Genomic DNA, 9,382 nt, shown 5'->3' with positions numbered 1-9,382 from the left:
ATGATGTCGAGGTACAGGTAGACCGCGACCGCGATGAAGGCAAACACGACGTAGCCGCCGGCGTGCGTGAGGGCGGTGTTGGCGTAGATGGTGCCGAGCAGTAGCAACACCAGCGCGACGTCGACGAGCCCGAGCAGCAGGGTGTAGCTGCTGGGCAACCGCAGGGTGGCCACGGTGAACAGGACGATGGTGACCAGCCAGCTGATCAGCCACAGTTCGGTGCTCCTGGTGACCTGATCGGCGGGGATATTGTACCAGTTGTGGCCGAGACCGAGGACGAACGCGGCGTAGCTGCCGTAGAACCCGAAGAACACCCCGAACAGGCTGGCCGCGGCGTTCTGCCCGAGCGCCGCCGCCCAGATCGCGGAGATCAGGAGACCGACGGTGGTGGCAGTCATGATGACGGGTATGGCGGCGCCGCCCGCGGCGGGCGGAAGCCACCCGGTGTCGACCAGCCCGAGGCCGACGGCACCGGCGATGAAGGTGGGGATACCGATCACGCCCGGGTTGCCGCGCAGCGGGCTGAGAGGCGGCGGAGCGGGTAATGTCTCGGTCTCGTTCGGTAACGGCTGTGAGTGGGTGGCGACGGTGGCGCTGTCGGTGCTGGTGGTCATCGGGATCATCCTCCTGAAGGGGCCGTTTCCGAGGCGGCCCGCCGTATGTGCTGCGGGTGCGGGCGGTAGAGGAGGGCCGGACGTGCCGTGGGGACTACGCCGTCCCCGTCCTACGCCGGTGAGGCAGTGCTCGGCCCTCCCGGTTTTGCTGGCGTTACTTGCCGTCGTGTCACGCTGCGGGCTACGCGAAACGAACGAGGAGTTTGATAATGCCTTCCTCCTTGGTTTTCTTCAACCTGAAGGCGCATTCGACTTCGTCGAACCCGAACTCGTGGGTCGTCATCGCCAGCGCGATGTCCATGAACGTTGGCCGGGTCGGGAGGCGCCGGGTGGGGTTGGCGCTGCCCGGAGGGCGGGGTGTGTGCTGTCGGTACCGACGTGTGTGACCGGTGCCGGGAGGTGGGCGTATGGCACAGCGTGTGCGGGCGCGGTGGCACCCTGTCCGTAGCCCCGTGATCGGGGTGGGGGAAGGACTCCCGGAGAGCTGCCGCCGCGGGCTGGTGCGGTTTGTAGCGGAGGTCAAGGCAGCCCGGCCGGCCGCAGTGGCCGTGCGCTGCGGTGGCTGCGCGTCCGGCGCCGGTCACCACGCCTGGAACGTCACCACGCCTGGAACAATGAGACATCGGTGGAGGAGGACATGAACGTGAGCAACCATGAGGTGCCGTCGCTGAGCAGGCAGGTCGAGACCGCCGTCGCCGGTGCGATCGACCGGGCGCTGCCGGAACTCGCCGGCGCCGACCCGGTTGTCCGGGGCTCCGACCACGCGGACTTCCAGGCCAACGCGGCGCTCGCGCTCACCCGGCGGGCCCGCCGCCGCCCCGGGGAGCTGGCGGCTGCGGTCGCTGATGCCGTGCGCGCCGATGCCGTGCGCGCCGACGGCGCCGCTCTGGTGGCCGACGTCACCGTCTCCGGGCCTGGCTTCCTTAACATCACCCTCGCCGATGACGCGCTGTGGCGGCAGGTCACCGCCCGCCTTGCCGCCGGGCGGCTCGGCGTCGGCGCGGCCGAGCGGGGCCGTCGTACGATCATCGACTACTCCGGGCCGAACATCGCCAAGGAGATGCACGTCGGCCACCTGCGCACCACGATCATCGGGGACTGCCTGGCCCGGGTGCTCGGCTTCCTCGGCGCGGACGTCATCCGCCAGAACCATCTCGGGGACTGGGGCACCCAGTTCGGCATGCTCATCCAGTACCTCGACGAGCATCCCGCGGCGTCCTGGCACCACGACGACCTCGCCGCCGGCGCCTCCACGGTCTCGGCCCTCGATACCCTCTACCGGGCCGCCCGGAGCACCTTCGACGCCAACCCCGCCTTCGCCGACCGGGCCCGGCGCCGGGTCGTCGCGTTGCAGGCCGGCGACGCGGCGACCGTCAGCCAGTGGCGGGACATCGTCGCCGAGTCCGAGTTCGCCTTCGGGGAGATCTATCGCCGCCTCGGCGTGCTGCTCACTAGTGAGGACTCGGTGGGCGAGTCCTTCTACAACCCCTGGCTTCCCGATGTCGTCGATGAACTCGTGCGCGCGGGTATCGCGGCCGGCAGCGACGGGGCCCTGTGCGTGTTCTCCGCCGAGGTGACCGGACCGGACGGGGAGCCCGTGCCGCTCATGGTCCGCAAGAACGACGGCGGCTACGGCTACGACACCACGGACCTCGCGACGATCCGCTACCGCATCCGCGATCTCAAGGCCGACCGGCTGCTCTACGTCGTCGACGCCCGCCAGGCCCTGCACTTCCGGCTCGTTTTCGAGGCCGCCCGCCGCGCCGGCTGGCTGTCCGACGACGTCGAGGCCACCCACGTCTCCTACGGCACCGTCCTCGGCCCCGACGGCAGGCCGTTCAAGACCCGCTCCGGCGAGACCGTCAAGCTCATGGACCTGCTCGACACCGCCGTGGAACGGGCCCGCACCATCGTCGCCGAGAAGGCCCCCGGCCTCGACCCGGCCGAGCTCGACCTGATCGCCGAGCAGGCCGGTATCGGCGCCGTTAAATACGCCGACCTGTCCACCTCCCGGACCAAGGACTACACCTTCGACGTCGAACGGATGGTGTCGTTCACCGGGAACACCGGCGTGTACCTGCAGTACGCCCACACCCGGATCCAGTCGATCCTCCGCAAGGCCGGCGACACTCCGAACATCCCGGATGCCCCGGATGCCCCGGACACCCTGGTCGAGGTGGACCCCACCCTGACGCCGCATCCCGCCGAACGGGCGCTCGTCCTCACCCTTGACGCCTTCGGTGACACGCTCGTCGACGTCAGCCGCGCCCTCGAACCCCACCGGCTCTGCGGCTATCTCTACGATCTCGCCAAGGCCTACACCGACTTCTACGAGGCCTGCCCGGTGCTGTCCGCTCCGGGCTCCCTGCGCGCCAACCGCATCGCCCTGTGCCGGCTCACCGCCCGCACCCTGCGCCAAGGGCTCGACCTGCTCGGCATCGCCGCGCCTGACCGAATGTAGGCCCGGCCGGCGGGTCCAGGTTAAGCTGGTATCCACGCGGATGTGCATGGTGTGCCGGGAAGTCTGGTCGGCGATGTCCGATTCGACCCCTGATGCTGGGAGACCGCCTTGGGCCCGCCGCCACCTCACAGTCCATGGTTTCACCGCAGTTTCTGGTTTCACCGGGACTCCCGGTTTCGCCGTGGTTTCCGGCTTTTCGGCCGTGGTTCGCGGGCGGAGACTCAGCGGGTCGCCGCCATCCTGCGCGGTGAGACGATCGGCGGGGCGCTCCTGCTCGCCGCCGCCGTGCTCGCGCTCGCACTCGCCAACTCGCCCTGGTCCGACGCCTACCGATCGCTGCTGGCCGTCCGGGTTGGTCCCGCCGCCCTCCACCTTGATCTGACGCTGGCGGAGTGGACCGCCGACGGACTGTTGGCGATCTTCTTTTTCGTCGCCGGGCTGGAACTCAAACGGGAGTTCGTCGCCGGTGACCTGCGTGATCCGCGCCGCGCCGCGGTCCCGGTGCTCGCCGCCTTCGGCGGTGTCGTCGTCCCGGCCGTCCTGTACACGTTGGTGAACCTGGGCAGCGGCGCGCTGCGGGGCTGGGCCATCCCGACGGCGACCGACATCGCCTTCGCGCTGTCGGTACTGGCGGTCATCGGCCGACACCTGCCGATCGCGTTGCGGACCTTCCTGCTCACGCTCGCGGTGGTCGACGATCTGGTGGCCATCGTCATTATCGCCGTCTCCTACACCGAACGGCTGTCGGTCGCGCCCCTGGTCGGCGCGCTCGTGCCGTTGGCGGCGTTCACCGTGCTGGTGCAGCGGCGGGTGCGGTCGTGGTGGCTGCTGCTGCCGCCGGCGCTGGCGACCTGGGCGCTGGTGCACGCCTCCGGCGTGCACTCCACCGTCGCCGGGGTGCTGTTGGGCTTTGCGGTGCCGGTGCTGCGCAGCGAGCGGGGCCGTGCTCCCGAGACGGACCGAGGCCTAGCCGAGCACTTCGAACACCGCTGGCGTCCGATTTCGGCCGGTATCGCCGTGCCGATGTTCGCCTTCTGCTCTGCCGGGGTGACGGTGGGCGGTCTCGACGGTCTAGCCGAGGCGTTGAGTGACCGGGCGGCCGTGGGCGTGATCCTCGGCCTGGTCGTCGGCAAGACGGTCGGGATCCTCGCCGCGACCTGGCTGGTGGCGCGCTTCACGGGGGCGAGCCTGGACGCTGGGCTGGCCTGGCTCGATGTGGTGGGCCTGGCGATCCTGAGCGGCATCGGGTTCACCGTCTCCCTGCTCATCGGGGAGCTGGCGTTCGGGAGCGATTCCCCTCGTAGCGATCACGTCAGGATCGCCGTGCTGACCGGCTCCCTGATCGCCGCTCTGTTGGCGGCCGTGCTGCTGCGCCTGCGTAACCAGGCTTACGCTCAGCTGGAGCGGACCGAGACCGCCGACCTAGACCGGAACGGGATCCCGGATGGCTACGAGGGGGTGGAAAAGGACGGCTACGGGAAGGTGGACGAGGCGGAGACCGACCGTGTCGACTGACGACACGACTGGCACGTTCACGCCGACCCGCAGGCCGAAGGAAGTCCCCTCCCCGGTCGCGGCCTCGACGAGGAGGTTGCCCCAGGCGAATCGAGACAGCCAGCACACCTCCATCTCCAGCCGGTTGTGGGCCATTGACAGCAGGCGCCGGATCTCCCCGTCCGCTTCGGACCCCGGGATCGTGAGGAGAGCCCCCGCCCCGGATCAGCCTGGATGCGTGCCGACGGTGTCGCGGAGCTCGGCGCCGAGGCGGCCGTCCGAAACCCGGGCACAGTGGGCGCAGCAGAAGAACCGCCCGGATACTTCGACGCCGTGCCCGATAATGCGGCAGTCGCAATGTTCGCAGCGAGGGGCGAGTTTTGCCACAGCGCATTCAAAGCAGTCAAAGATGTATTTCTCGCCACTCACGACCTGCACCTCGAACGACATCCAGTAGTCGTTACCGCAGGTGTCACATCTGGCCATCGTCTCGCCCCCTCTCGCCGGTCCGGACGTTAGACCGGATGGGCACTGATCGCATCTTCCGCCATCGGTATGTTCATCATGTCGATCGATGGTAACGGCGGGCCGATCACCCGGTATCTGCCCAGGTCGTCAAGGCCGGGCGGCATGCCTCATCGAAAAACTGCGACCGGAGCGGGGCGACAGGAGCGGGATGGATCTTCAGTTGGCGGGCAAGGTAGTGCTGGTGACCGGCGGCTCGAACGGGCTGGGAGCCGCCCTGGTGCGGACGCTGGCCGCCGAGGGGGCGCGGGTGGCCTTCTGCGGGCGCGACGAGACACGGCTGCGGAAGGTTGCCGAGCAGGCGCAGGCTGGCGGTGGCGAGGTTCTCGCCGTACCCGCCGATGTGACCAGCACCACCGACCTTGAACGTTTCGTCGCCACCGCCGTCGACCGGTGGAACGCCGTGGACGCCCTGGTGAACAACGCCGGCGCCAGCGCGGCCGGTACGTTCGAGAAGCAGGCCGACGAGGTCTGGAACGCCGATCTGGAGCTGAAGCTGCACGCGGCGATCCGGGCCTCCCGGCTGGTGTTGCCGTACCTGCGGCGCGCGGGCGGTGGCGGCATCGTGAACTCACTGTCCGTGGCGGCCAGAGCCCCTGGCGCCGGCTCCACCCCGACCTCCGTCACTCGGGCCGCGGGCCTCGCGCTCACCAAGGCCCTGTCCAAGGAGCTTGGCCCGGACCGGATCCGGGTCAACGCGGTTCTGATCGGCCTGGTGGAGAGCGGGCAGTGGGATCGGGCGGCGGCCCGGGAGAACATCACGGGCGACGAGCTGTACGAACGGATGGGGCGGACCTCCGGAATCCCGCTCGGTCGGGTGGGCCGGGCCCAGGAGTTCGCCGATCTGGTCGCGTTCCTGCTCTCCGCGCGGGCCGCCTACATCACGGGTGCGGCGATCAACCTCGACGGCGGCCTCAGCCCGGTCGCCTGACGGCAGATGGCCGGCCGATCAACCGGCGCGCCGGGTCTGCCGTCAGGCCGCCGCAGGTAGCCCTGGTGAGCAACCCGCCTCGCCGCGGGCCGGACCTTCGTAGGCTGGCGGGGTGACCGATCGCCTGTACTTCCGTCAGCTGTTGTCCGGCCGTGACTTCGCCGTCGGCGATCCGGTCGGTACCCAGATGGTCAACTTCGTCTACCTCGTGGGCGACCGCGAGACCGGCGAGGCCCTGATCGTCGATCCCGCCTACAAGGTCGACGACCTGCTCAACCTGCTGGCCGCCGACGGTATGCGGCTCACCGGCGCGCTCGTCACCCATTACCACGCTGATCACATCGGCGGAAACGCGTTCGGCATGGAGATCGAGGGTGTCCGCCAGTTGCTCGGCCGGCAGAACGTCCCGATCCACGTCAACCGGGCCGAGGCGGAGTGGGTACGGCGGGCGGCCGAGATCTCCGCGTCCGATCTGGTCGAGCATGATGACGACGACGTGGTGATGGTCGGGGAGATCCCCGTGCGGCTGCTGCACACCCCCGGCCACACCCCCGGCAGCCAGTGTTTCCTCGTCGACGACCGGCTCGTTGCCGGGGACACCCTGTTCCTCGAGGGCTGCGGCCGGATGGACCTGCCCGGCGGCGACGCGGGACTGATGTACGACAGCCTGCGTCGGTTGGCCGCGTTGCCGGACACCACCACCGTCTTCCCCGGCCACCAGTATTCTCCGCAGGCGTCGGAGGACCTCGCGGTGGTCAGGCGGATGAACCACGTCTTCCGGCCGACGAGCGCCCAGCAGTGGAAGGCGATGCTGGGCCTGTCCTGAATCCCGCGGTCGACCGGGTCGCCGCCGGGAAGACCCTCGTGTTCACGGAACCGCATGGTCGACAAGGCGAGGAGCCCCGTATGGCAGCCCCGGTCCGTGCCGCAGCCCTGCAACTCGGCTGTCCCGACGAGGAGAACGCGGCGGACCGGGTGCGCAGGGTGCTGGGGGAGATCCGGCGGACCCAGGCGGACCTGGTCGTCCTCCCCGAACTATGGGTCACCGGCTATTTTCACTTCGATCGGTACGAGGCGGAGGCGGAGGCGGTGACCGGGCCGACGGTCACCGCCCTGCGGGAGGCCGCCCGGGAACGCGGATGCCACCTGGTGGCCGGCAGCATCGTGGAACGGTCCGCCGACGGACGGCTTTTCAACACGACCGTGTTGATCGGTCCGGACGGGATGATCCGGCATGCGTACCGCAAGGTGCACCTGTTCGGCTACGGCTCCGCGGAGGCCCGGTTGCTGACGCCGGGTGCCACGGTCGGAACCGTCCCCACCGAACTCGGCGTCGTCGGGCTGGCGACCTGTTACGACCTCCGGTTTCCCGAGCTGTTCCGGCTGCTGGCCGAGGGCGGTGCCGAGATCGTGGTGGTGGTGTCGGCCTGGCCGTTGGCCAGGCTGGACCACTGGCGCATGCTCACCCGCGCCCGGGCCATCGAGAACCAGGTGTACCTCGTCGCCTGCAACGCCGCGGGCCGCCAGGCGGGCCGGGAGATGGCCGGGGCGAGCGTCGTCGTCGATCCGTGGGGAGAGGTGCTCGCCGAGGCCGGCCCGCGGCCCACCACGGTGCGCGCGGAGCTGGACCCGGCCCGACCGGCCGCCGTTCGTGCCGAGTTCCCGGTGCTCACGCATCGCCGGCTAGGGCTCGACCACCAGAACCGGCTCGACCCCGCGTATCCGCTCGACCTGGCCGGGCGTGGCGAGGCCTTTCTCGACTTCTGGCGGGAGCGGCACCTGTGCAGCCTGACCACCGTCCGGCCGGAGGGCAGCCCGCACGTGGTCGCCGTCGGCGCGACGCTCGATCCGGCGGCGGGCATCGCCCGGGTGATCACATCGGCCCGATCCCGCAAGGCCCGCCTGATCGCGGCGGGGCCGGCCCAGGGCACCCCCGTCGGGCTCTGCCAGATCGACGGTCGACGCTGGTCGACGCTGGAGGGACTGGCCGTGCTCCGGGATGATCCGGTGAGTGTGGCCGACGCCGAGTTCCGCTATGCGCAGCGTTACCGCACGCCGCGGGCCAATCCCCGGCGTGTCGTCGTAGAGGTGCGGATCACCCGCGTGCTCGGCAGCGTCTGACCCTCAGGGGCCGAGGGGAACCGCCACGGTGGCCGGGAGCACCGGATCCCCGCTCCCCGTGGAGGCCGTGGCGGCCGTGGCGGTGGCCAGTGCCGCGGATGGCGCCGGCGGGCCCGGCTGCGTGGGTATGGGAGCCGCACCGGCTCGGGGCATCGCTCGTCGGCCCCGGGGAGTCTTTCCCCAAGGCTTCGCGATGGACAGCACTGTCGCCGTGATGAACAGGACGTTCATCACACTGGCACCGAGGACGATCGCGACGGTCGGAGCCGTGTAGGCGACCTCCCCCCCGTCCGTCGCCTGTCCGGCCCGCACGATCAACGGGCGCATCACGGAGCCGCCGAGTATCACGGCAACGACGGTGATGACGAGTTTCGTCGCCACCCACCAGTGCCGCAGCAGTCCCCATCTCGTTTTCACCGAGATCACCACCCCGGTGACCAGGGTGAGCAGAGCGAGCGGGATATCGAGGACCCGGTCGACGACGTGCATGAGCTCATATGCGGAGTGCCGAAGACCGGCATCGGCCGCCGCGGTCGAAGCCAGGACAAGCTGTGCGAACGCCACGCCATTCCAGCCGACACCCACCAGCACATGCATTGCCAACAGGGCGGTGCGTATCGGTTTACGCAGGTGGCGGCCCCGCTCGCGCAGGGTGGGTCCGGTCCGACCGGGTCCGGTCGCCGATGCGCCGGCCGTCGAGGCCACGGCGGGTACGGGATTCCCGGAATCGGCTGTCTCCGCAGGATCGGCCGTTGGTGCCGGACCGCGCGGTGATGCCGGGTCTGCCGGTGCCGCCGGACCGGCAGGCGTCGCGCTGGCGGCTGGGTCGGTGCCGGCTGCTGGGTCCGTGCTGTCCGCGGTCTCGAGTGGCGTCGAACCGGCCGCGGTGGGCACCGCCCCGGCGGGGGATGCGGTCATGCGGACGTCTCGGGCAGATTCATCGTCCGATTCTCTCCGTCACTGGATCATCAAGTGAGACGATTTTCAGGCGTCCTGGGATGGCTCTCCGAGCAGCGGATCGAAATAGTACAGCCAATCGGTTGGCCCGGTCTGACACAGGTGACCAGAAGCTACTTTCACAATTTAAATGCAACCGAGCTCGGGCTGTGTACGGATCATGGTATAGAAAGATTGATCATCAGCGGTGCGGGCTTCCGGTGCCGCCGCCTGACGGTAAACATTCACCTGCTTTAGTGATCTTGCTGTAGGTGACGGTTCACGGGCATGGCTGTGGGC

8 protein-coding genes are annotated in these 9,382 nt (G+C 69.6%); 5 read left to right on the top strand and 3 right to left on the bottom strand.

Annotated elements, in window-relative coordinates; all coding sequences use genetic code 11:
* Window positions 1-614, bottom strand: a 614-nt coding sequence (locus ACY5KJ_RS12585; protein ID WP_462203413.1) for a GPR1/FUN34/YaaH family transporter, incomplete at its 3' end; no start/stop codon positions are given.
* Window positions 615-1,251: 637 nt separating this feature from the next.
* Here ACY5KJ_RS12585 and argS point away from each other — a divergent pair.
* Window positions 1,252-3,075 (top strand): arginine--tRNA ligase, encoded by a 1,824-nt coding sequence (argS, locus tag ACY5KJ_RS12580; protein WP_462203412.1) that lies wholly within the window; start codon window positions 1,252-1,254, stop codon window positions 3,073-3,075.
* A gap of 237 nt (window positions 3,076-3,312) precedes the next feature.
* A complete protein-coding gene (nhaA, locus tag ACY5KJ_RS12575; protein ID WP_462188685.1) occupies window positions 3,313-4,590 on the top strand; it encodes a Na+/H+ antiporter NhaA in 1,278 nt (425 codons plus the stop codon).
* A gap of 204 nt (window positions 4,591-4,794) precedes the next feature.
* Here the strand turns inward: nhaA and ACY5KJ_RS12570 are convergent, their stop codons facing one another.
* The gene (locus ACY5KJ_RS12570) at window positions 4,795-5,055 is read right to left on the bottom strand and encodes a Prokaryotic metallothionein (RefSeq protein WP_462188680.1); all 261 of its coding nucleotides are present in this window, start codon (window positions 5,053-5,055) and stop codon (window positions 4,795-4,797) included.
* A gap of 190 nt (window positions 5,056-5,245) precedes the next feature.
* Here ACY5KJ_RS12570 and ACY5KJ_RS12565 point away from each other — a divergent pair, with 190 nt between their 5' ends.
* The 3 genes from ACY5KJ_RS12565 to ACY5KJ_RS12555 all read left to right on the top strand — a co-directional run bounded on the left by ACY5KJ_RS12565 (window position 5,246) and on the right by ACY5KJ_RS12555 (window position 8,146).
* Window positions 5,246-6,025: an SDR family oxidoreductase gene (locus ACY5KJ_RS12565; protein WP_462188681.1), complete on the top strand. Its 780-nt coding sequence runs from the start codon at window positions 5,246-5,248 to the stop codon at window positions 6,023-6,025.
* Window positions 6,026-6,137: 112 nt separating this feature from the next.
* Window positions 6,138-6,851 carry an MBL fold metallo-hydrolase gene (locus ACY5KJ_RS12560; protein ID WP_462188682.1) on the top strand — a complete coding sequence of 238 codons (714 nt, stop codon included), beginning with the start codon at window positions 6,138-6,140 and terminating at the stop codon, window positions 6,849-6,851.
* An 80-nt stretch (window positions 6,852-6,931) separates the two neighbouring features.
* The gene (locus ACY5KJ_RS12555; protein ID WP_462188683.1) at window positions 6,932-8,146 is read left to right on the top strand and encodes a nitrilase-related carbon-nitrogen hydrolase; all 1,215 of its coding nucleotides are present in this window, start codon (window positions 6,932-6,934) and stop codon (window positions 8,144-8,146) included.
* 3 nt (window positions 8,147-8,149) lie between these two features.
* Here ACY5KJ_RS12555 and ACY5KJ_RS12550 read toward each other — a convergent pair whose 3' ends face one another.
* Window positions 8,150-8,743 (bottom strand): hypothetical protein, encoded by a 594-nt coding sequence (locus tag ACY5KJ_RS12550; RefSeq protein ID WP_462203416.1) that lies wholly within the window; start codon window positions 8,741-8,743, stop codon window positions 8,150-8,152.
* Window positions 8,744-9,382 lie beyond the last annotated feature (639 nt).

Source organism: Frankia sp. CcWB3 (assembly GCF_977927595.1).
The sequence above is the reverse complement of the archived record's forward strand: the minus strand, read 5'-3'. Positions and strand labels throughout refer to the sequence as shown.